This window comes from Catenovulum sp. SX2, from assembly GCF_052056295.1.
Taxonomy (GTDB): domain Bacteria; phylum Pseudomonadota; class Gammaproteobacteria; order Enterobacterales; family Alteromonadaceae; genus Catenovulum.
Genome location: NZ_CP182494.1, coordinates 288,579 through 310,077 on the forward strand (window position 1 = coordinate 288,579; position 21,499 = coordinate 310,077).

Annotated in this window: 16 protein-coding genes; 4 read left to right on the forward strand and 12 right to left on the reverse strand. The window is 39.0% G+C overall.

Annotation, left to right across the window (positions count from 1 at the left end; all coding sequences use genetic code 11):
- Window positions 1-111: 111 nt before the first annotated feature.
- Complete coding sequence (locus tag ACMZOO_RS18550; RefSeq protein WP_440906690.1) at window positions 112-1,245, forward strand: multidrug effflux MFS transporter; 1,134 nt, start codon at window positions 112-114, stop codon at window positions 1,243-1,245.
- On the opposite strand, the gene ACMZOO_RS18555 is transcribed toward ACMZOO_RS18550, so the two are convergent.
- From ACMZOO_RS18555 to ACMZOO_RS18595, 9 genes are all read right to left on the reverse strand, one after another.
- Window positions 1,242-4,685, reverse strand: a complete 3,444-nt coding sequence (locus ACMZOO_RS18555) for an ATP-binding protein (protein WP_440906376.1) — start codon at window positions 4,683-4,685, stop codon at window positions 1,242-1,244. The genes ACMZOO_RS18550 and ACMZOO_RS18555 overlap by 4 nt on opposite strands.
- Complete coding sequence (locus ACMZOO_RS18560; RefSeq protein WP_440906377.1) at window positions 4,672-5,607, reverse strand: GGDEF domain-containing response regulator; 936 nt, start codon at window positions 5,605-5,607, stop codon at window positions 4,672-4,674. Before ACMZOO_RS18560 ends, ACMZOO_RS18555 begins: the two co-directional genes overlap by 14 nt.
- A gap of 57 nt (window positions 5,608-5,664) precedes the next feature.
- The gene (locus ACMZOO_RS18565) at window positions 5,665-7,776 is read right to left on the reverse strand and encodes a two-component system response regulator (RefSeq protein WP_440906378.1); all 2,112 of its coding nucleotides are present in this window, start codon (window positions 7,774-7,776) and stop codon (window positions 5,665-5,667) included.
- 220 nt (window positions 7,777-7,996) lie between these two features.
- The gene (locus ACMZOO_RS18570) at window positions 7,997-9,445 is read right to left on the reverse strand and encodes a sigma-54-dependent transcriptional regulator (protein ID WP_440906379.1); all 1,449 of its coding nucleotides are present in this window, start codon (window positions 9,443-9,445) and stop codon (window positions 7,997-7,999) included.
- Window positions 9,446-9,453: 8 nt separating this feature from the next.
- Complete coding sequence (locus ACMZOO_RS18575; RefSeq protein WP_440906380.1) at window positions 9,454-10,614, reverse strand: SpoIIE family protein phosphatase; 1,161 nt, start codon at window positions 10,612-10,614, stop codon at window positions 9,454-9,456.
- 27 nt (window positions 10,615-10,641) lie between these two features.
- A complete protein-coding gene (locus ACMZOO_RS18580) occupies window positions 10,642-11,370 on the reverse strand; it encodes a tyrosine-protein kinase family protein (protein ID WP_440906381.1) in 729 nt (242 codons plus the stop codon).
- Complete coding sequence (locus tag ACMZOO_RS18585; protein WP_440906382.1) at window positions 11,367-13,472, reverse strand: polysaccharide biosynthesis/export family protein; 2,106 nt, start codon at window positions 13,470-13,472, stop codon at window positions 11,367-11,369. Before ACMZOO_RS18585 ends, ACMZOO_RS18580 begins: the two co-directional genes overlap by 4 nt.
- A complete protein-coding gene (locus ACMZOO_RS18590) occupies window positions 13,459-14,475 on the reverse strand; it encodes an OmpA family protein (protein ID WP_440906383.1) in 1,017 nt (338 codons plus the stop codon). The genes ACMZOO_RS18585 and ACMZOO_RS18590 overlap by 14 nt, the downstream gene beginning before the upstream one ends.
- Window positions 14,476-14,484: 9 nt before the next feature.
- On the reverse strand, window positions 14,485-14,829 hold the full coding sequence (locus ACMZOO_RS18595; protein ID WP_440906384.1) for an STAS domain-containing protein: 345 nt from the start codon (window positions 14,827-14,829) through the stop codon (window positions 14,485-14,487).
- 136 nt (window positions 14,830-14,965) lie between these two features.
- On the opposite strand from ACMZOO_RS18595, the gene ACMZOO_RS18600 reads away from it, so the two are divergent.
- A complete protein-coding gene (locus tag ACMZOO_RS18600; protein WP_440906385.1) occupies window positions 14,966-15,118 on the forward strand; it encodes a hypothetical protein in 153 nt (50 codons plus the stop codon).
- Window positions 15,119-15,252: 134 nt separating this feature from the next.
- Here the strand turns inward: ACMZOO_RS18600 and ACMZOO_RS18605 are convergent, their stop codons facing one another.
- Genes ACMZOO_RS18605 through ACMZOO_RS18615 form a run of 3 tightly spaced genes read right to left on the reverse strand, consistent with a single transcriptional unit; the run spans window position 15,253 to window position 19,680 of the window.
- Window positions 15,253-17,064 (reverse strand): sugar transferase, encoded by a 1,812-nt coding sequence (locus ACMZOO_RS18605; RefSeq protein WP_440906386.1) that lies wholly within the window; start codon window positions 17,062-17,064, stop codon window positions 15,253-15,255.
- 32 nt (window positions 17,065-17,096) lie between these two features.
- Window positions 17,097-18,206, reverse strand: a complete 1,110-nt coding sequence (locus tag ACMZOO_RS18610; protein ID WP_440906387.1) for a glycosyltransferase — start codon at window positions 18,204-18,206, stop codon at window positions 17,097-17,099.
- Window positions 18,190-19,680, reverse strand: coding sequence for a GumC family protein (locus ACMZOO_RS18615; protein ID WP_440906388.1), 1,491 nt, complete (start codon window positions 19,678-19,680; stop codon window positions 18,190-18,192). Before ACMZOO_RS18615 ends, ACMZOO_RS18610 begins: the two co-directional genes overlap by 17 nt.
- Before the next feature lie 202 nt (window positions 19,681-19,882).
- Here ACMZOO_RS18615 and ACMZOO_RS18620 point away from each other — a divergent pair, with 202 nt between their 5' ends.
- The gene (locus ACMZOO_RS18620) at window positions 19,883-20,845 is read left to right on the forward strand and encodes a sensor histidine kinase (protein WP_440906389.1); all 963 of its coding nucleotides are present in this window, start codon (window positions 19,883-19,885) and stop codon (window positions 20,843-20,845) included.
- Window positions 20,846-20,858: 13 nt separating this feature from the next.
- Window positions 20,859-21,395, forward strand: coding sequence for a heme NO-binding domain-containing protein (locus ACMZOO_RS18625; RefSeq protein ID WP_440906390.1), 537 nt, complete (start codon window positions 20,859-20,861; stop codon window positions 21,393-21,395).
- The last annotated feature ends 104 nt before the right edge of the window (window positions 21,396-21,499 follow it).

Consider the following 21,499-nt stretch of genomic DNA (forward strand, 5'->3'; position numbering starts at 1 on the left):
TTAGTGCTGCTTAATAATATCTTGCTAGAAAGATAAAAATCAACTAATATCTTTCTGGTAAGATAAATTTGGAGACAAACAATTAATAAAATTACTTTGCCTTTTACCCTATTGTTAGCGGCTATCTTTACAATATCCCCTTTTGCGATAGATACCTATTTGCCAGCAATAACCTCTATTGCAACTGATCTTCAAGTGGAAGCTGAATGGGTCAGTATGACGGTTAGCTTGTATGTTTTTGGCCTAGCTTTTGGTCAACTCTTTGGTGGTCCTTTGTCGGATAAACATGGTCGCAGAAAAATTATGTTGCTGGGGCTAGCTGTTTTTGGATTAGGTTCGATTTTATTGGCAACGGCAAATAACATAGAGCAATTGTGGTTTTATCGGGTTATTCAAGCTTTTGGTGGTGGCATTACGGCTGTGTGTGTGCCTGCACTTATTCGTGATCATGTGTCTGGTGCGCAAGCGGCAAAACTCTTTTCCTTAATTGCATTGATTATGATGTTAGCACCGGCAATAGCACCAAGTATTGGCTCGTTGATTTTAGCTTTTGTTGATTGGCATGGCATATTCGTTTTTTTAACTTTGTTCGCATGTTTGTTAGCTGTTGCCATAATTAAAATGTTGCCAGCAACTCAAATCGCTAACCCCTCTAGGCCGGAAAAAACAACCTATTGGCAAATTTTTAAGCATCCTCAGGCGTTAAAATTTTTAGTTGCTCAGGCTTGTGGTTATTCAGTGTTGTTAATCTTTTTAACCAATGCGCCACTTATTTACATGAGCCATTTTTCGCTGTCGTCTAGTCAGTTTTCTATGTTATTTAGCTGCACGATTGCTTTTATTATTATCACCAACCGACTAAACGCTTGGCTGTTGAATCGCTACACACCACAAACACTGTTAAAAATGTTTTTTGTTTTACAGTTGCTAGGTGGTTTGGTGTTTTTGTTATCTGCTTGGCAATTTGATAATAACTTAGTCATGGTATTTATTGGTTTTACTATTGCTGTAAGTGCTATTAGTGGTATGGGGCCAAACAGCCAAGCGTGTTTTCTACATTATTTCCCTGAACACGCGGGTCGGGCTTCTGCAGCTTTGGGTTTTAGCCAATACGCATGTGGCGCTATAGTAAGTGCTAGTGTGGCTGCTATGTACAACCACACTTTTTGGCCCGTGAGTATAGCGATAACCTTATTGGCTATCACTTCGTTATTGGTGCTTACTTACAAAAATTCGGCTAGTTAACTAGCCGCCAATTTCTTAATTTCTAGTTGGATTACATCAAATAATTCGTGATATCTATGCTCAAGATCCGGCAATAACTTCTGATAGCCAGCAATATCATCAAGTTTGGCTTTATTTTCGGTTTGGATGAATACCTCACGTAGTAGCTCGCCGCCTAAGTCGCCTGATTGACCTTTAAGCGCGTGACTTAATTTTTGAACTTGAGCAGATTCACCTTGTTTGATTGCTTCTATTAACGACTCAAATTTTTGTCCTGACTGGCTTAAAAATATTTCACATATTTTGATGTATAAATTGGTGTCATCTAATAAACGCGACATGGCATCTTTGGTGTTCAGTACCTGTTTATCTTTTTTAATGTGAATTACTTTCTTGTCTGCTTCTGTTTCAATTGTTTGGGTTAATTTTAGCGGCTCGTCGTTTTTACGCTGGTCGTCACTGATTAGGTATTTTGACAATATTGAGAATAAATTGTCTGGGTCAACTGGCTTAGAAATATAATCATTCATACCTGCGGCTAAACATTTTTCTCGTTCACCCGACATTGCGTTGGCTGTCATGGCGATAATTGGCGTATTCAAATATTTCTGACCGGCGGCCCCTTTTCTGATTTCTTTGGCTGCTTCATATCCATCCATTATTGGCATATTACAATCCATCAAAATGGCTGAAATTCGAATATCAGAGGCGGTTAGATTTTTTAATTCGTCAATTAAATTTAAGCCGTTGTAGGCAGTTAATACCATAGTTTCTTGAGTTTCAATTATACCTTTTGCCACTTCTATGTTGATTTCATTGTCGTCGACAACAAATATGGTTTTGCCGCTCAAACCGGCATATTTTAGGTTGCGGTTTTGTTTTGCCAAAGCTTTGGCATTTTGTTTGTAGCCTAAGGCTTGTGATGCCCCTTTGTTGACTACTTCTAAAATGTCACCCAATTTAATTGGTTTGTTTATACATGCACGGCAGCGTTTGTCTACGTCAAACCTGCTATATGGGTTTACCAAAACTATGGCTTTTTCATAGTCGTTCGATGTCACTATTTTGCTATAGGCTGGGCTGTTTAAATCAACTATATAAAAATCCGCATTGTCTTTAACCACTTCACCTGCAAACTTTTCAACCAATCTTTGCCAATAGTGTGTATTGTAATTTGACGCTAATAATAAACTAAAAGTTTTGCCGGCAAATGTATCTATTGAATCTAACTGTTTGGTTTTTTCAATATCAAAAGGCAGTTTAAAACCAAAGGTACTGCCTTTACCTAACTCAGATTCAAAAAATACCGAGCCGCCCATCAACTCGCATAACTGTTTAGTAATAGATAAACCTAAACCTGTGCCACCATATTCAGCTGAAATTGAAGAATTTTCTTGGCTAAAAGACTGGAATAATTTGTCATGGTTGTCTGCTGAAATGCCTTTACCTGTGTCTCTGACTTTAATCTCTAACCAAACTTGATTTTGTTCAGCCCAAGTTTTTGCAGCAACGAATATTCCACCACTTATGGTGAATTTAATTGCGTTGCTAACCAAGTTATACAAAATTTGTTTGATGCGTGAGGCATCTCCTTCAAGTTGATAATATTCAAGTTCAAGTAAATCTAAATGGCACTCTAACGCTTTTTCTTGCGCTTTAATCGCGATGGAATTAATAGTATGTTCTATCGTGGTTATTGGGTTGAAGGGTAATTGGTTGATATCTAGTTTGCCAGCTTCAATTTTAGACAGGTCTAAAATGTCGTTAATTAACGCGGCTAAAGTTGTGGAACTCTGTTCCATCATTTCAATATATTTTAGCTGTTTGTCCGATAAAGCTTCACGTCGAACTAAATCTATTGTGCCAAGAATACCATTGAGCGGCGTGCGCATTTCATGGCTTATGGTTGATATAAAGGCACTTTTAACCTCAGAAGACTGCAGTGCAAGTTTATGCGCTTTTTGCAATTCTTGTGTGCGTTCGTCAACTTGTTTTTCTAATGAGCGGTTTATTTTTGATATTTCTACTTCAGCTAATTTTTGCTCTGTGATATCTCGAACTATTAAGGATAAACCAATTAAACTTGCGGTTTCAGAAAGTACTGGGGAAACAGAAACTAAAAAGTGATCACCTTGCTTGTTTTGAAATTCAAACGAGTTTTCAGTGCTTGATTGTGTTTGCCCTTGTTCTAACAAACTTTGGCGTTTAACAATTTCGTCGCGTGGAAAAAAACTGGGTAAAGACGCATAATGGTCGGTATTGTGTGAAAACAATTCTGGAAATATTTTAACCGCAGATGCATTGTATTTGGTTACTTGCAGTTGCGAGTTTAAGCCAATTATTGCATCCATTGCGCCATTTACGATAGCGCCAAACTCTGCTTTAGTTTCGTTTAATGCTTGGCGGTTGCGATAATACAACCAAGTTAACAACAATACAGCGATGAAAATGGCTGAAACTATCGCAATTAGACCGTAAGTTGAATAACGTCTTTCATTTAACAAGTTGGTGTAACTACTATAGGGCACTTTCACCAATACATTAATTTGTTGGCTACTGAGTAAAGCTAAATTTTTACGTTTAAATATGACTTGATGCGCATCTTGGTTAAATTTAGCTATTTGTAAACCTGCTGCCAACCCGTCTGTTAGCTGATATTCAGTGTCTAGTTTGCGATTTAACTCGCGATCATAAGAAAAATTTAGTTCAGGGTTTGGATGAAAAATAAAATTATTATCCGTGTCCATAACAATAAGTTTGCTATTTTGCTCTAACACGTCTAACCACAGCTGATGTAAGTTATTGGCATCAACATTTAACACAAGTACTTTAGCTAACTCACCCGTGTCGGCGTAAATAGGTGTAGCAAAACGTATGGTTGGTTGCAGCGGATAAGATATTCTGCCCATCTCTTTGTTAAGATTAATCGGCGAAACATAAATTTGGCGCTCGCCTAATTCAATCGCTTCGGTAACATATCCTCGGTCTGCTTTGTTTTGCAATTTGCCTGTTGGCACCACGTTAACACGAGAAAAGCTTCTTTCGACTCTGACTTGCTCCATACCTGTATTGGCATCGATGACCCGCACTTGCAATATCTGCGGATAGGTAAAAACTAAAGACTCAAATATAGTTGCAAATCTCCTTTCCCATTCACGTGTTGGTGTACCATCTTTTGGGTCTATATCGTTATTTGCTTCTGCTCTAATCAAGCCTTGCATAGGAGGTGTACCTGACAAAAATTGTAGGTAGCTGACATTTTGTTTAATAAAGCTTTTTAGCTGATTGTCTACTTTATCTAAGGTCGACTCAAGTTTGTTGTTTATTTCTTGTGCTACATTGGTATGAATCACTTTTTCAAAATAAAAAATTGAAACTATAAAACTACCAATTAATACCAGTAATACTGTGGCTAAAATTAACGAAGTGCTGACAACCTTAGTGTCATTAGTTTGTGGCATGTCCCTCTCCTAAACTTGAAATTCCTATACAGTTTCGTCCTTGATTTTTGGCATTAAATAGAGCTTCATCAGCTGTATTAATCCAAATAATAGGGTCGACTTCGGTGACGGCATACACGCCGGTTATCCCAATACTTACAGTAACATAGCCATTAGGAGAGGCTTTATGTTGAATATTGGCTTGTTCCATTAGTTTTATGATGTTTTCAGCAATTAACTGTGCACCAACTAAGTCTGTTTGCGGTAAAATACACACAAACTCTTCACCACCGTAGCGGGAAACTGAGTCACTTTTACGCAGTAATGGTTGTTGTATTAATGCTGCTACTTTTTTCAGGCAGCGGTCACCTTCAAGATGGCCGTATTGATCGTTGTAGAGCTTAAACCAATCCACATCTATTATCAGCAGAGAAAAGGCAGAAGCGCTACGTTTAGCCATAGATAACTTTTGGCTTAATTCACTATCTAGATAGCGACGATTATAAACACCGGTTAAGCCATCAATATAGGCTTGTTTTTTTAATTCATTTTTTTGTTGTTGGTATTTAAATTGTGCATTAACTCTATGTTTTATGGTTAATGCATTTACAGGTTTAGACACGAAGTCATTACCACCAGCGAGCCAGCATTGAGTTTGCTCTTCGTCGTTGCTATGCGAGGTAACAAAAACAACTGCAATGTCAGAGGTTTCGTTTGATGCTTTGAGAAGCTTGCAGGTATCTAAACCTGATAAGCCGGGCAATTCGACATCTAGCAAAACCACTTCTGGTTTGTGTTGGTTGCAGTAATTAATGCAATCAATGCCGGAAGTACAGCGAGTGACAAAATAACTATCGGAAAAAATTTTTTCCAATACAAGGTAGTTAATCTCATCATCTTCAACAATCAATAGATGAGGTAAGTTCGGTGTGACCGAGTTCATTAGGCTGACCTTAGTTCAATCCTGTTGACTGCTTACTACCAACAAAAAATAAAATATTTATAAAATTATAGTCTCAAAATCTTTTTTCGCTAATGGCTTATGGTAGTGGTAGCCTTGGCCAATTTGGCAACCAAAAGACTTTAATATTTGTTCATGCTCTGCTGTTTCTATGCCTTCACCGACAAGTTTTAACCCTAGAGAATGACCAAGGTCTGAAATGGTTTTAACTATGTCCAAACTTTGTTTATCGTCCAGCATATCGCGCACGAAGGATTGGTCAATTTTAAGCACATCAACCGGTAGGCGTTTTAAATAAGACAAGCTCGAATAACCAGTACCAAAGTCGTCAATTGCTATAAATATGCCGGTTAAAGATAAGTCGCGTAATATTTCTTCGACTACTTGGATATCTTGCATTAACAATGTTTCTGTTACTTCAAGCTCTAACATTGAAGTGCGTAAATTGGTTTCTTCTAATATTTTAAATACTTGGTCAAAATAGCCAGGTGAACAAAACTGCAAAGCAGAAACATTAACGCAAACACGAATTTCTTTGCCTTTGTCATACCATTCTTTGGCCGCCGTACAACTTTTGCGTAATATTTGCTGACCAAGTAGATCTATCAACCCCAACTCTTCAGCTAACCCGATAAATTTTGGTGGTGGTATGTTATTGCCGTTTTTGTCTTTCAAGCGAGCGAGTGCTTCGGCCGAGTTAATTTGTTGAGTTGCCATGTCAATTTGTGGCTGAAAGACAACTTCTACCGTGTTTTTATCTATCGCTTCACGTAATACTTTTTCCAGTTCAATACGTTCATGTAAGTCTTGTTCTAGGTTTTGTGAGAAGAAGCAATAACATTGTTTACCCTGTTTTTTTGCTCTAAACATAGCAACGTCGGCATTACGCATCATATGCCCTTCTGTTTCAGCATCTGTTGGGTTGATACTGATCCCGATACTAACAGAGAGACTATATTCCTGTTTTTCAATTACAAAAGGTTTTTGCATAACTTCTTGCATATCTGTTGCTATGGTATTGAGCTGTCGAATTTCACGTACATTCGGCACTATCAGGACAAACTCATCACCACCGACTCTAGCTAAAGTACAATTTGCGTCCATTGCAAATTCCAAACGCATTGCAACCTGCTTAATTAAGATATCACCAATGTGATGGCCTAAGCTGTCGTTAAGATATTTAAAGTTATCAATGTCAATTAACATTAAGCCTGTCATCAATCTGTTTTGTTTTGATACTTTAATCGCCTGTTCTAGCCTGTCGTGCAGCAGTATTCGGTTTGGCAGCCCTGTGAGTTGATCATTATTAGCGAGGTGATTCATTTTCACCGCCATTGCGATTGATTCGCTGACATCATGAAAAACCACTATTGCGCCTCTTAATCTGTTCTGTTCATCGACAATCGGAGCGGCTGAATCTTCTACGCGGTAAACATTGCCACTTTTGCTATACAGTTGGCAGTTAAGAGCCATAGCAACTATGCGGTTTTCTTCCAAAGCCAAATGCGCTGGGTTGATTGATTTTTCATGAGTTGTTGCATCTTTTAAATCCATTACAAGTTCAATTGGTTTCCCCACTGCATCAACAGCGTTCCAACCTGTCATATGTTCAGCAATTGGATTTAAAAAGGTAACTATGCCTTGCGCATCAGTTGCAACTACGCCATCACCAATTGAATTGAGCGTTGCTTTAAATTGCTCCTTTTCGTTATAAAGTTCTTCTTTGGCGTTTTCTAAATCTTTGGCGTAATAATACAAAGCAAGTTGATTCGCTACGCGCATTTTGCAGGTTTTTAAATTAATCGGTTTGGTTAAAAAGTCTATGCCGCCCGAGTCTAATGAAAAATATTCAAGATCAGGATTGCTATGCGAGGTGACAAAAATAACGGCTGTTTTTGCGGTAGCAGGCGAATTTTTAATTTGTTTACATAAATCGACACCGTTGTATTCACCCATTTCGATATCCATTAATACCACTTCTGGTTGAATATCTTGAATTAACTCAATAGCGTCTGCTGGTGTTGTTGTATAGGTTACTTTTCCGAGATCTTTAACCGCAGCTTCGAGTACAACTACACTTGATATTTCATCATCAACAATAACTATATTCGCTGGTGGTCTTGATGTTTTCTCGGGTCTAACTAATTGCATAAAATAAAACCTTTCTTGCAGCTCACATCAATAAGCTTAGAAGCATTCAAGTTAATTTGCATTTGAAGTTGTCGACAAACTAAAAGCTTTTTGCGTTGTAATATACTTGCCTACTCGACTAAAGTACGTTTATCAATTAGTTAGGTTTAAACGCTTTATTTTGGGGGTAAAAATTTAGGAAATTTCACCCTAGTGTTTGAGATATATCGCACAGGGAAAATTAGTTTTCCCAAGCCTTCATTTTCCTATATATAGTAGAAGGGCTTACTTCTAATAAACTGGCAGCCTGTGGCACATTGCCTGAGCAGTGTTCGATTACAGCTTCAATATAAAGCTTTTCGTTGAGCCATAGCGGTAATACCTCTTTGAGATCATCATAACTTGCCGAAGTCTGTATAGATGTATTGGCTTGAGTAATCGGCTCGACTGCTTGCGAGTTGCTTTCAGTGTTAGTGACCTGCTCAGCAAAACGAACTCTAGTGCCCGCTTGCGACTTACCCGATGTAACGACTGATGGCAGCATTTCGGCCGACACCACCTCTGCATTATTAAGTACCACAGCACTGCGCACGACATTTTCAAGTTCTCGTATATTGCCCGGCCAAGCATAATTTAATAATGCCTGCTGGCAGCTTGGATCCATGCTTTGATATTTTTTGTTTTCTTCTTTGGCGATTTTTTTAAACAAAAAATCGGCTATTTCCACCACATCTCGCTCACGCTGTCTAAGGGCTGGTAAAATAATTGGAATAACATGCAAACGGTAATATAAATCTTCTCTGAATCGGCCTGCGTTTACTTCAGCTAGCGGGTCGCGATTGGTCGCACAAACAAAACGCACATCGGCTTTTTCTAGTTTGTCGCTACCAACTTTTTGAAAAGTGCCAGTTTGTAAAAAGCGCAACAATTTGCTTTGCAGATTTAAATCCATCTCGCAAATTTCGTCTAAAAACAAAGTGCCTCCTTCGGCTTGCCCGGCTGCACCATTTCTATTTGACGTTGCGCCAGTAAACGCACCTTTCACATGGCCAAAAATTTCACTTTCAATTAAATCTTTTGGTATAGCCGCACAATTTAGCGCAACCATTTGCCCTTTGCGGCCACTGCAATCATGTACAGCTTGCGCAGTTAATTCTTTACCTGTACCACTTTCGCCAGTAATAAATACAGTCGCCGTACTTGGCGCAACGTTGCGAATAATTTGATAAACGGATTGCATAACGGATGAACTACCAACCAATTTACAAAAGCTTTCAGGTTGGTATTTCTTTTTAATTTCAGTAACTTCAGATGATAAACGGGTGATTTTAATCGCGTTATTAACTGTTACCCGTAGTCGGTCAGCTTCAAGCGGTTTTTCTAAAAAGTCGCTGGCGCCTAAACGCATGGCTTTCATCACTAAGTCTTTAGTGCCATGCGCAGTCATGACTATAACTTGTGCGGTTAATGAATCTTGGCTGTGTATGCTTTCTAAAATATCTAAACCATTAATATCTGGTAGCATCACGTCTAACAAAATGACATCAAAACTGCTTTGCTCAAGTGCTTGCAGCGCAGCTTGTCCAGTCGAAACCCATTTAATGTCTAGCCCCAATGGTACGAGATAAGCTTGATATAATTTTGCCAGCGATTCTGTATCTTCAACCAATAATATTTTAGCGACTGCCATGTTATTCCTTATGTTTTGTTTGTACGAATACAAATTAAACTTGCATCATCTTCCTGCCGAGACAACTTAGGCAAACTGCGCAGCCATAGTGAATGTGCGCTTTGCTCATCTCCTTCGACTGATTTCAGTATAGACGCTAAAGCTTGAATACCTAAAGCGTTTTTGTCGTTATTTTCTAGCCAACCATCTGTATATAAAAACAATTGTTGCCCAGACTTAAGCTGTAAAACCTCGTCTATATAATCAGTAGTTTCAACCAAACCAAGTACAGGTTGCACTGTGCCGATTAATTCAAAATTAGTAGAGTGTTCACTGTTGGGCTGACTTAAGATAAAAGGCGCTGGGTGACCTAAATTGGCAAACTCAATGGTATCGGCGCGAACGCGCATAATAATGCAAGTTAAAAAACTTTTAGGTAATAGCGCATCAACAAACAAGACTTTGGCTAATTTATTTGCCAACTGTTTGGGCGAGCGAATATCACTTTGCAAACAGCCTAAAATAAAACCTTGTGCAACTAACGATTGATGCATGGCTTTGGTGTCATGCCCCATCACGTCACCAACCACCAACCAGTCACCGTTTGAGCTTTTGTGATGCAGTAAAAAATCACCGCCTTTGCGCTCAATCACAGAGCCAAAACTTTCAACTGAGAGGTTTTCTAACTGAATAGTATCCGACTTTATTTGCTGGTCTGCATAACCATCAAACTTTAAAACTTGTTCAGTTGCTTGCTGCTCAGCTTTGCACGGTACTACTAAACGCAAATGATTAAAACGGCTTTGTACTTGCTCGGTAGAATAGTATTGGCATGCAGGAAAGAGCGATAAAATCAAACCTAAACCCATGCCTGAAACCAACAAATCACCCGAATTTATATTATTAATGCCTTGATGTGCAGTGGCATAAAACTGCTGAAAATGCTCTGTATTATCGATTAGTTCAACTTGAAACTGATTTGCCAGCACCTTAATTGAAAAGTTAATACGCGAATCTTCACCTTGCGCATGTTCAATTAAGTTCACTAAAAACTCGGTAATGGCAGTGCCTAAATTGTCGATATCATCGTCCGCGACCTGCCAATTTAAACATTGCTGACGCACTATGTAGCGAACATCAGCCAACACAGCCCGGTTAAGCGAAAACGTTTTATGAAAAACCAATTCCATACACAGACCTCTAGTTCTAGTTAATCTTTAAGGGTTGGTTTTAAGCCAAGGACATTTAAACACCAATTTGTTCCAGCGGATAAGTAAGCGACCCGCCAGCCATCTGCTTACAAAAAATCGACTGGCTAACATGCGATGAATTTTATTCATCATCAGCTCGTGTAATGTCGGCATTTGCTGTTGGCTTAAAATTAAATGCGTTTTCGCTCTGTCTTGCTCATCAAACACAGTAAGCGCTTGGGCTAATTCCCCCTCTTCCGTTTGATTGCAGGATACAGTTAAAAAGTTTAGTTCACACCAGCGCATTATCACTTTAGCAGGGACATTTTTTTGGTTTTTAGCATTGATTGGTGAGGTGTCGCACAATACATAATCAAACTCTTGCGCCAAGCGTAAAAAAGCTTCGCCAACTGTATTTAAATTACGGCTTTGAAAGCTATCAATTAAATGTTCGCCCGACAAAAAGTGTATACCAGCGACCTCCTCAATGGCCAATTGGCAACTGATGTCAGCAAAACTCCAGCGGCTTTGATTATTCACACCATACCAGCTAGCTAAGGCTGGTGATTTTAAGTTTAAATCAACAATTAAAACGCGTTTGTCCGCCAACTTTAAACGCTCAGCAACAGAGACTAAAGCAGATGAACTACCAGTATTACCCGCAGCCGAAGTAAAGGTAATACACTTAGCCTGCTCAGCTTCAATCAGCTGGCACAAACTTTCAACTTCGTAATAATTTGCAGGAATTAATCTCATAAGCCAGCCACCAAAGCTACTACAGCTAAAATATCTACAATATCTCTAAATGTGTTGCGCCAAGTATTTTCATCTTGACCTGGTACATACACAGTATCGCCTGGGCGAAGCACTGGAATTTTGGTTGCATCAGGGTTCTTTACATAAGCTTCAAAATCAAACACCCGAGCTTGTTCTTTACAACAACCACCATTATTTACTACGACTATTCTATCTATCATGGCGTTATCAGTTGGGCCACCAGCTTCAGCAAGTAAATCTAACAAAGTCATAGAATCATCAAAGTCATAGCGGCCTGTTTTTTTTACCGCGCCCATTAAACGCACCACTTCACTTTTTGACGTTTGTAACCAGTTTTTCTGTTTTTCAGGAAAATACAAAGTATCGCCCGGCAGTACTTTCGGTAACAAACTTTCATCACCTGTTTCAAAATACAAAGCTAAATCAACCTTGCTGACTAAAGCGCGCGGCCCATTTCTATGCGTTACTCGAATATTGCGAATATCTGCGTTCGAGTTAGTACCGTCAGCCGCTGCTAAAATATCTAAAAAGTGCATTTGTTCGCTAAAAGCATATCGACCTGGTGCGCCAACTTGACCTATTACATAAATAGATTTTTCTGAGCTTTGGCGTAACCACTGTGATTTGTTGTCTTTTGGATCGTGCGGTAATTCTTCAACAATAATCACATCCGCTGCGGCAATAACAGGTAAGTTTTTCTTAGCACTGCCAGATTGAACATATTCAGTTAAATTAAAACGAATTGTTTGTTTGCTGGTACTTTTTACTATTTTAATATCAGTCACATTAGCACCTTTTAATGGGCCACCAGCATGTGCTAGTAAATCCATTAAATCCATTTCATCGCTCCATTCGTAACGACCAGGGTGATGAACTGCGCCCATGACTTTTACCGCACGATTTGGCGCTACTTTTAACCAGCTTTTTTCGTTGATATCAGTTTTTTCAGGCACAAAAATCACGTCGCCCGGCGTCATATTTGGCAAATTAACTTGTGCGTGATTTTCATTAAATTGCTGTAAATCGATTTGAATGGTTTCGCCCGACTCTTTTAATAGACGGATTTGTCGCGTTTCGGCAAAACGAGTTGGCCCACCAGCGTTGGCGAGAATATCTAAAAAAGAGACATTGTCTGGCGCTTCATACGCACCGGGCTTTTGCACTTCACCCATAATATAGACAGTACGAGGTGATACATCGACGTCTTCAACCATAATAGGCACATAAATAGTTGTACCTTCTTGAATGCGCGGTAATAAATCGTCATTACCTGAATCTAAGTAAGCTTTTAAATCAAAGGTTTGTGGCACATTGTTTTGAATTACACGAATTTTGGTGACATCCGCATAACGAGTCACACCATCGGCACGCATTAGCGCGTCAATAATAGTCATATCTTTTTTGAACGAAAAAGTGCCTGGGCTGTGTAACTCACCAAACAAAGTTACCGCTTTTTGCGCTTCGCTCGCATCGCCGCTAGATGATAAAGTTTGCGCATCAAACTCTACTTGTACATTACCAATTAAAGGTGATGCAGGAATAAATAACACATCACCACTTTTTAACTCAGGCAAAATAGTTAAATCGCCCGAGTCTAAATATGATTTGTAGTCAAACACCACTACTTCGCTATCACGACGAATTTGAAATCTATCTAACTGCGCGCCCGGCTTTAAGCCTTTAGCTTGGTTCAAAACCATTTGTACATTGCCATAATCAGGAATGCGTACTTGATTTGGTTCGTTTACATAACCCAAAACTGTGATGATTTTTTCGCGCTCTTTTATCTCGATATAAAACTGATCTAAGTCGATAAATACTTGCGATAAAGCTAACTTTAACGCCTGTTGCGCAGCTTCAATGCTTTTGCCCTCAACGTACACTTCGCCAATTTCCGGTAAGTTTAATTTACCATTTAATTCAATTTGAAATGACTGAGCAAAATCGACTTCACCGGGCACGTGTAAATAGAGTTTGTCACCTACTTGTAAATTGTTTGATTGTGCAAATACTACTTGGCATAAAAACATAGACACCAATAACACAATGGAAAACATCAAGTTTTTACTATTCGGTAACATACTGCCTCCTATTACCATGTTGCTGTGGGTTAGCCTGCAAATGCGGCTGCCAATATTTAAGCAATAAGGCTGGCTGTGTTTGCTCATTTGCATTTTGCGAATGTTCCAGAGTTTTATTTTGCAAAAGCTCAGTTAACATAACTGGGTTTAGCATAACTTTAGCTTGAACTTGCCTTTGTGAATGCCTAATAGCGGCATCACCAACCTGATTTGTTGCTTCAGCTAACTTTGGTTGCTCAGCTGATGCAACTAAGGTTATACGGTGCAAAGGCTGTTCCATGTTGTGCTTTGGGTGCTTTGGATGATTTTGCAAAAATTGTTTTACTGCATTAGCTCTAGCAAAAGCTAATAAGCGGTTGTGTTGTTCATTGCCTTTGTGGTCGACATAACCTTCCAAGACTATATCTAGCTGCGGCATGCTGTGCATTAGCTCTGCAGCTTGAGTTAATCTTTGCTGATATTTGGGTGGTATCTCAAAACTGTCGAACTCAAATAAATTGTCTGAATTTAATAAACTTTCAAGCCGTTGAATATTTTCTAATAAGCTTTGCTGCGGATTTTCGACCGCTTCACTGCTCATGTGGCTTGATGCCAATGCAGTCTGCTTACAGTCGGTTTGTGCAAGTAAACGGGTTAATAATTTATCAAGTGCAACCAATTGATGATTAAAAGCGCGAATGTTTTCTTCAGCGTCTTGCAATAACTCGGCGGTTAGCTCGCGTTGAATGCGAATTTGTTTATGTTTTGCTTGGTATGCTTGGCCGGGCAAACAGTCTTCTAAACCACGGAAAACCAGTTGGTTATAAACGATTTGTAGATGTTGAAATTCGCGCCATAACACAGCTTCGCTTTGCCAATACCAAGTTTCAGATGCCATTTTATGCTCGGGTGGATAATACTCAGCCCAACCACCTTTGCCTTCTTCTGGCCAACTGGCGCAACCGGATAACTGCAAACACACAGCACTACACACGCCATATAAAACTCGCATACCCTTAAACATAAACAACTCCTAAACAGCTTGAGTTAAGTCGTCAATAAACTTGATTGTTTGGTTTACCCGCAACATGGTCATTAATTTGAGTGGTTGTCCAGCCGCCTTATAAATAGCCATTTGACGCTGTTGTTTAAGCAATCTTTTATATAGATAGACAATTGCACCTATGCCAGATGAGTCAATAAAAGCAGTTTCGGAAAAATCTAAAACCACAGTTGGGTGTGGCTGTTCTACTAAGCTGTCTAATGCAACACGCGCTAGCTCAACTTGGTGAGCATCGAATTCTTTGTTGATTGCTAAAACGAATGTTTCTGTTGATTGAGTATTTTGTACACTCTCTGTGGTCATCACGTCTGCCATTTGCCTGTACCTCAAAATAATGGAGTTACTTTGATAAATACAAACTAGATGCCAATTTTAATTGTCAATAAAATCAATAGCTTGATTTTTTTGTTTGCAAAATGGTAATCGCAAGTTAATGCCGTGGATTTGCATTTTGCAAAAAGTAGCTTTTATATTGCAAAAATCAAAAATCAAAAATCAAAAATCAAAAATCAAAAATCAAAAATCAAAAATCAAAAATCAAAAATCAAAAATCAAAAATCAAAAATCAAAAATCAAAAATCAAAAATCAGGCTGGGTAACCTGAACTCAGGATAAATATCTCCTTAGAAAAGGAGATATTAATTTTTATTGCTTAATTACAATGCGTTAGCTAACTTTTTATCCCGAGTTCAGGTTAAAAAGTTTCTAAGAGTAAGTGATTGCAGCTGGCGCCTATCACTAGCGCCCCTGCATTTTCAGCATTACGCCAACTGTGCGCAGCATTACGTACAAATCTAATTTTAGCCAAGAGTTAAAATTGGCTAAAGCTAACGCATATCCGTAATCGCGAGCTGTTTTATTGCGTACGTCTTCAATTGTTGAATCGTAGCCATTGCACACTTGTGCCCAACCAGAAATGCCGGGTTTAATACCGTAAGTTCTGAATTGATACATAGGAATGGTTTTCGACAAAGTTTGATAAAAACACGGTCTTTCTGGGCGAGGGCCAATTATCGACATATCCCCCTTTAATACGTTGATAAACTGAAGTAATTCATCAATACGGGTTTTGCGTAAAAACATGCCGACTTTAGTAATACGGCTATCGTTTTTGCTTGCCCACACTGCGCCGCTTTTTGCTTCTGCATCACTGACCATAGTGCGTAATTTATAAATGTAAAAGAGTTTAGATTCTTGGTCATTTACTTCACCGACTCTGAGCTGGCGATAAATTACATCACCTTTGCTATCCAGTTTTATCGCCAGCATAGCCATTAAAATAATGGGTGCTGATGCAATTATGCCTATGCTTGCAACTACAATGTCAAAACTGCGTTTAACCGCTTTAACTAACTTTTGTTGCTCAAATGCATCTTTGATTGCGGAGTTAGCAGACGCTGCTGGTGCAGCTTTCCATGAGGTTGAATAATGGCCCAATAAATACTTTATTTGCCCACATAAACTAGCTATGTATTGAATAAAAGCATAATACGCAAGCGACAGTAACGGCAGACGTTTTCCTAACAGATCTGCGATACATCCAGCACCAATACAAGTTAATAAAACACTGGTCACGGCTTGCGCGGCAACTGAACCTTGCACAGATAACAGCAATAAACTCAAACCAGACAAAAGTAATAAACTCGGCATTAATCCACGTAAAAATTTACCTGAGAAAAAGCACAATCTTAAGCCACTAAACTTAAATAGCTCTGGCAATAAAAATATCTGCTGCAAGTTACCTGCGCCCAAACGTAAACGTCTTTTACTTTCACAGGCCATTTGATCAACCTGTAATTCAACAATTTGAATATTGCTGTCCACTATAACTCTATACCCTTGGCAAGCGGCCAACATAGGCATAACAAAGTCATCATTTATAACGTTTTTGTTTAGAGGCTTAATTAATTTACTGCGCATGGCAAAAAATGCCCCAGGTACACCAATGGCAGAATGTACTTGGCTTTCTAAAATGCGAATTTCATTTTGCATTTGCCAATATTCTAATTCGTTGTCGTTATGTTGATCCGCTAATTGGTATTCACCTGAAACAACACCAATTTTTGCATCTTCAAAGTTATCTAAAACACGACACAGCGCATCCAAACTGATAATTGAACTTGCATCAGTAAATACATGAATATCCGCCAGTTCTTTGGTGATTTCAATTAACTGGTTAACCACTTGGATTTTGCCGCGGTTTTGCGCAAAGTTATGTACATAACATTCAAGCCCTTGTTGTTCTGCCAACTGCAAAGCATTTTGAATAGTTTGTTGACTTGCATCTGTACAGCCATCTAAACCAAAATGTACTTGAATGTGTTCGCGTGGATAATCCAATGCAGCTAGGTTAGTTACCTTGGCCAACATATGTTTAGCTTCGTTATAAACAGGGATCAAAATACAAATTTTTGCATCTTGCTTAACAACACGACTCAACTGAGTTGAGTTAGCTTTAGTCCCAACCAAACGTTTTAACAACCGAGTGTATATCCAGTGATGATAAAAAAACGCGACTAATCCAATTAATGCAAAAAACCATAACAACATAAGCTCACCTCTTGCTACAAAAATTTTGAATGTTATCCAGCGAAAGCCTGGGTAAATAAGTTGTCATAATGCGACACCATGTGTTTCAAATGACCGCTCGCCAACATACTTTTGCGAATACCACTTGCTGACTTAGTTTGTAGCAATTGGTGTGCCTGCATCCAGGCGCTAATTAATAAAGTATCGTCGTAAGGCTTGAGTAAAATTGAATTTTGCTCACTGAGTACCTCAGAGACACCACCCACATCAGTTGCAACCACAGGTACGCCACTAGCTAATGCTTCTAAAATACTTAATGGCAAACCTTCTTTTTGCGAGAATAAACTAAAAATATCGATAGCTTGATAAAATTGAGCCGTGTCGGGCATATAACCTAACCAATGAATACGCTCGGTAACATCAAATTCTTGAGCTAGCTGTAATAACTGCTGTTTAAACTCGCCCTGACCGGCCAGTACCAATTCAAATTCTTTCGGCGCAAATGCAAGCTGTTGAATAAGTTTGTCTTGCCCTTTACCTTCAGCCAAACGAGCTGCACAACCAATAAGTATTTTATCTTGCGGTAAATTTAAGTTATTTCTAGCTAAGTGTTTGTTTGCAGGGATAAAACGCTTGCTGTCGATTCCATTTAAAATCACTTTTGGTGATGGGTGTGCTTCGCCCAATGCTTGATTAAAAGCCTGTGCAACAGCGGCTGCATCTGCAATAAATTCTACTTTGCCAATTTGCGCAGACATTTGCGTAATGCTACAAGCCTTTTCATTTTGCAAATACCATGCATCATGCAAAGTGCTAATGTGGTGGCTTTTATTTAAATTAAGTGAATTAGCCATAGAGGCATAAAACAGCGGGCCAACATGATGAGAATGAACCACTTTAATCTGGTACTGACGCAATAACTGATAAAGTTTCCAAACGCTACGAACAGAGGTTCTATTTGGCTTATTTAAACAAATAATTTGTGACCTATACTCAGCCAACTCAGGCATATTATTAATCGCCTGTTCAACTGTACCTTCAAGCGCAACCAATAAAGTTTGTTTACCATATCGACTGGTTTTAAACAGGTCGATAACCATTTTCTCTAATCCACCTGCTTGGAAGTGCTGTACAAGTTGAATAATTTTAAATTGATTGTTCATAATAACCTCTTGAAGTAATAGGTTGGTCAAACTCTTCGTCGTTTACCACTGGCAATTTGGCTGCTATCGGTAAACCAGTAAATTGTTCAATTCTAAAGTTGTCTTTTAAGCGGCTGTCGCTCAGTTCAGCAACAAATACAAATGAGAACCCAGCAAATACCCCAACAACCACAGCTAAAATACACACCATTACAATAGGTGTATTAATTGGCTGAGTTGGGCTGTAGGCACGTTCAATGGTTTTAACTTTGTCAGGCCCTTCGTAACGAACTAATTTGCCGGTTACTTTGGCCATTTCGTAACGCGAGAGCATGTCTTGATATAGGTCTGATTTAACCGAATAATCACGCTCTAACTTGCGTAATTTCTTTTCAATATCAGACGATTGATACATCTTGACCGAAATTTCTTTTGCTTGTTCATTGAGCATTTCAAACTCTTGTTTTATTTGCTCAACTTCGTTTTTTGCATCCTGCAAAGAAACAATTTGCGACACCAATAAGTTCTGCGTACCGTTTTGGCTATCAGGTAAAGCATTGGCAATTTGCCACAGCTGATCTAGGTTGTCGGTATCAAACTCTTGTTTGCTTTCAACCAATTCTTTTTGACGTTTTTTTAAGCTAGATAACTCGCGATATTTAGCCACTACTTTACTGTGTTTGTCGGTATAACGAGCTTTTAGCAACACAAGTTCAGATTCAACCCTGACAATGCGTTCCTCAATTGCGCCTATTACCGGGTTAGCTTTGCCCAATTTGTCTATTAGCGATTGCAAACGCGCTTTAGCACCAGACAAAGCAACTTTTTTCAGCTGTTTTTGTTTTTCAATTTGCTGTAGCGCTTCTCTATTTTCATTGAGTAGTTCAGGCAAAAGCTCACTGTGCTCTTGTTTAAACTGCGCGAGTAAATCTTCAGCTTGCTCTAACTCTTTACGTTGATAATTTAACTGCTCAGCAAAAAATTGCTCTGAGGTATCTAGCGATGCTTTGGTAGGTGCAAGTAATCTTTCAATAAAGTGCTCTACTACTTTTTCAAGCACAATTTTCATAACAGCACGCTCGTGCCATTTAAAATGAATTTTAACCAGCTCATCACCAACCAATTGCAACGACAAAGCTTGCGAGAGCTTTTGCTGCATTTCTTCTATTTGTTTAATAGATGCATTTTCATCTACTAATTGCGCGTCTTTTGCCACTTGAGTTAATACTTTACGGCTTAATACCAAGGTATTTAATGCAGCCATACGCTCTTCTAATTCAAAAGAGAAAGATAAGTCGTCTAAAAACGGATTTAGTAAAGATGATTCTTCAATCAAGATAGTTGCGTGATTAACGTACTGCTTTTGCGCAACCAAAGCGTTGACTATGATAATGGGTGGAATTAACACAAACGGCAGCCAGAATAGTCGGCTACGCTGAAAAATTGCGTATAGCGATAGGTAGAGCAAACGCTTTATTTGATCTCTTACTCGCATACATACCTCATTAAATAAAAAGGATTGGTCGCAAAATGCAAAAAATAACCAGACCAACCATAAACTAAATGGAATGTTGCAACTTTTCTGCCAACCCAAAAGCGGCGCTGTTTTTGCAATACCCTTGAATAGAACCCAAAGAACAGGTTGCAAAACAGCCAATAGCTTCTTTAATTTAAGTGAGTGTGATTCGAGGTAGCTGATGTCAAACCAAACAGTTGAACAACTAGAACAAAAGGTAGCGGCGCTGGAGCGCAAACTCGCGCGTGAAAAACAAGGCCGCGCGCATGCAGAGAACTTGTTAGAAGATAAAGCACGCTCGCTTTATCATTTAAATGAAGAACTTAGCACAGCTTACGAAACCTTGAAGAAACAAGAAATTCAGGTAATTCAGCAAGAAAAACTAGCCTCTATCGGCCAACTCAGCGCAGGTGTTGCGCATGAAATTAATACGCCGACAGGTTATGTGTTGTCCAATATGGATACGCTCACTGAATATACGCAGCAGCTGCAAAAGTGTTTTACTGAATTGCAGCAAATTGCAAAAGAGCATTCGCAATTTGCAACTAGCTTTAGCAATTTGGCAAACAAGTACGAGTTAGATTACATATTAGAAGACTTACCCGACTTAATGAGTGAGTCTCGCTCAGGTTTATTAAGGATAAAAAGCATAGTCAGCGATTTACGTGCATTTTCACACGCAGAACAAAAACAACCTGAGCAAGTAGATTTGTTAGCAGTAATAGAGCAAACCCTCAACCTAGTGCAAAACGAAATTAAGTACACAGCAGCACTAACAGTTGATTTAAAACCTGCACTGCCAGTATTGGGCTTTGCCGGCAAACTTAGCCAAGTGTTTTTAAATTTATTGGTGAACGCCTCGCAAGCGTTAAAAGGCAAAGGTGACATTAAGGTAAGTTTAACCAACGACGGTAACCAAAATATAGTTAAGGTGGCCGACAGTGGTTGCGGCATTGCGCCTGAGATTATCGCTAAAATATTCGACCCATTTTTTAGCACCAAAGATGTTGGCAAAGGCACTGGCCTAGGCCTTGCAATTAGTAAAGAGATTATTAATCAACACAACGGCCATATTTGGGTAGAAAGCATCCAAGGGCAAGGTACAACATTTACCATTACGCTGCCGGGCAGCACTAAAGTTTAATAGAGGTAACCGTATGAAAGGTCACATTTTTAATTTACTTGAAGAATTTATTGAAGAAGCGAGCGACGAAACCACCCTATTTAAAATTTTAGATGCCTGCTCGTTTGATACATCTAAAAGTTTTGTGCGCACCGAAAATTACCCAGACGAACAATTATTTGAATTGGTTGGCCATGCAGTAAATGCACTTGGCATAACCCCAGACCAAGCGCAATTTGCTTTTGGTGAATGGATATTCCCGCGCCTAGCCAGCTTAGTACCGAAAAATATGACCACTTACGCCCATCCGGGCAAGTTTTTAGAAACGGTTGACCACATTCATAAAGTTGAACTTAAAAAACTCTACCCAGATGCCACCCCACCATCATTCGATTACAAAGCAATATCTGACACCCAAGCTGAACTGGTTTATACCTCAGAGCGCAACTTAGTTAAATTAGTTGAAGGTGTGTTGCAAGGTGTAGCTAAATACTTCTCAACCCAAATTGAAGTAGAAACCATACCGCAACCTGAGCTTGGCAATACTAAGTTTGTGTTGAGGTATGTTTGATTGGGGAGCCTTGGTAAAAGATGGATATATTCATCTTTTTGGCTTGTTTTGGCCATTATGATGAATATTTTCATCAAATTGCCGACTCATGTTTAAATTTCTCT

Bases quoted from the DNA above. Each gene is read 5' to 3' on its own strand.
- ACMZOO_RS18555 (WP_440906376.1), bottom strand. From the start codon at position 4,685: ATGCCACAAACTAATGACACTAAGGTTGTCAGCACTTCGTTAATTTTA.
- ACMZOO_RS18560 (WP_440906377.1), bottom strand. From the start codon at position 5,607: ATGAACTCGGTCACACCGAACTTACCTCATCTATTGATTGTTGAAGAT.
- ACMZOO_RS18565 (WP_440906378.1), bottom strand. From the start codon at position 7,776: ATGCAATTAGTTAGACCCGAGAAAACATCAAGACCACCAGCGAATATA.
- ACMZOO_RS18570 (WP_440906379.1), bottom strand. From the start codon at position 9,445: ATGGCAGTCGCTAAAATATTATTGGTTGAAGATACAGAATCGCTGGCA.
- ACMZOO_RS18575 (WP_440906380.1), bottom strand. From the start codon at position 10,614: ATGGAATTGGTTTTTCATAAAACGTTTTCGCTTAACCGGGCTGTGTTG.
- ACMZOO_RS18580 (WP_440906381.1), bottom strand. From the start codon at position 11,370: ATGAGATTAATTCCTGCAAATTATTACGAAGTTGAAAGTTTGTGCCAG.
- ACMZOO_RS18585 (WP_440906382.1), bottom strand. From the start codon at position 13,472: ATGTTACCGAATAGTAAAAACTTGATGTTTTCCATTGTGTTATTGGTG.
- ACMZOO_RS18590 (WP_440906383.1), bottom strand. From the start codon at position 14,475: ATGTTTAAGGGTATGCGAGTTTTATATGGCGTGTGTAGTGCTGTGTGT.
- ACMZOO_RS18595 (WP_440906384.1), bottom strand. From the start codon at position 14,829: ATGGCAGACGTGATGACCACAGAGAGTGTACAAAATACTCAATCAACA.
- ACMZOO_RS18605 (WP_440906386.1), bottom strand. From the start codon at position 17,064: ATGTTGTTATGGTTTTTTGCATTAATTGGATTAGTCGCGTTTTTTTAT.
- ACMZOO_RS18610 (WP_440906387.1), bottom strand. From the start codon at position 18,206: ATGAACAATCAATTTAAAATTATTCAACTTGTACAGCACTTCCAAGCA.
- ACMZOO_RS18615 (WP_440906388.1), bottom strand. From the start codon at position 19,680: ATGCGAGTAAGAGATCAAATAAAGCGTTTGCTCTACCTATCGCTATAC.
- ACMZOO_RS18620 (WP_440906389.1), top strand. From the start codon at position 19,883: ATGTCAAACCAAACAGTTGAACAACTAGAACAAAAGGTAGCGGCGCTG.
- ACMZOO_RS18625 (WP_440906390.1), top strand. From the start codon at position 20,859: ATGAAAGGTCACATTTTTAATTTACTTGAAGAATTTATTGAAGAAGCG.